General features: G+C 58.6%; 3 protein-coding genes and 1 pseudogene. All 4 read left to right on the top strand.

Going from position 1 to position 1,085, the window contains the following annotated elements; all coding sequences use genetic code 11:
* The coding region (locus P5683_RS25160; protein WP_396442938.1) for a WD40 repeat domain-containing protein at positions 1–214 on the top strand (214 nt) is incomplete at its 5' end.
* A 15-nt stretch (positions 215–229) separates the two neighbouring features.
* Positions 230–340 (top strand): hypothetical protein, encoded by a 111-nt coding sequence (locus tag P5683_RS25155; protein WP_315669508.1) that lies wholly within the window; start codon positions 230–232, stop codon positions 338–340.
* Between the two features lie 15 nt (positions 341–355).
* Complete coding sequence (locus P5683_RS25150) at positions 356–466, top strand: hypothetical protein (protein ID WP_315669508.1); 111 nt, start codon at positions 356–358, stop codon at positions 464–466.
* A 129-nt stretch (positions 467–595) separates the two neighbouring features.
* Positions 596–1,085: pseudogene (locus P5683_RS25145) on the top strand (WD40 repeat domain-containing protein); the annotation flags it as partial.

The raw sequence follows: 1,085 nt of genomic DNA, 5'->3' as shown, positions 1-1,085 counted from the left end.
GGTCTCGGCATCGGAGGATGAAACCCTGAAACTGTGGGATTTGGAGACGGGGACGGAACTGGCTACCCTCACCGGGCATAGTGGCTCGGTAAAGGCAGTAGCCATTACCCCCGACGGGAAACGAGCGGTCTCGGCATCGGATGATAACACCCTGAAACTGTGGGATTTGGAGAGGGGGACGGAACTGGCTACCCTCACCGGGCATAGTGACTAGGTAAATGCAGTAGCGATCGCCCCGGACGGGAAACGAGCCGTCTCGGCATCGGATGATAACACCCTGAAACTGTGGGATTTGGAGAGGGGGACGGAACTGGCTACCCTCACCGGGCATAGTGACTAGGTAAATGCAGTAGCGATCGCCCCGGACGGGAAACGAGCCGTCTCGGCATCGGATGATAACACCCTGAAACTGTGGGATTTGGAGAGGGGGACGGAACTGGCTACCCTCACCGGGCATAGTGACTAGGTAAATGCAGTAGCGATCGCCCCGGACGGGAAACGAGCCGTCTCGGCATCGGATGATAACACCCTGAAACTGTGGGATTTGGAGAGGGGGACGGAACTGGCTACCCTCACCGGGCATAGTAGCTGGGTAATGGCAGTAGCCATTACCCCCGACGGGAAACGAGCGGTCTCGGCATCGGAGGATGAAACCCTGAAACTGTGGGATTTGGAGACGGGGACGGAACTAGCCACCCTGAGAGGGCATAGTGACTGGGTAAGAGGAGTAGCCATTACCCCCGACGAGAAACGAGCGGTATCGGTATCGTGGGATAAAACCCTGCAACTGTGGGATTTGGAGACGGGGACGGAACTGGCTACCCTCACCGGGCATAGTCGCGGGGTAAGAGGAGTAGCGATCGCCCCCGACGGGAAACGAGCGGTCTCGGCATCGGGGGATAACACCCTGAAACTGTGGGATTTGGAGACGGGGACGGAACTGGCCACCCTCAGCGGACATAGTAACTGGGTAAGAGGAGTAGCGATCGCCCCCGACGGGAAACGAGCGGTCTCGGCATCGGATGATAAAACCCTGAAACTGTGGGATTTGGAGACGGGGACGGAACTGGCCACCCTCAGCGGAC

Origin of the sequence: Limnospira sp. PMC 1279.21 (genome assembly GCF_032349615.1) — a bacterium.
In the GTDB taxonomy this organism is placed as follows: Bacteria; Cyanobacteriota; Cyanobacteriia; order Cyanobacteriales; family Microcoleaceae; genus Limnospira; species Limnospira fusiformis.
Note: the sequence above shows the minus strand (reverse complement) of the source record. Positions and strands in the feature narration are given on the sequence as shown.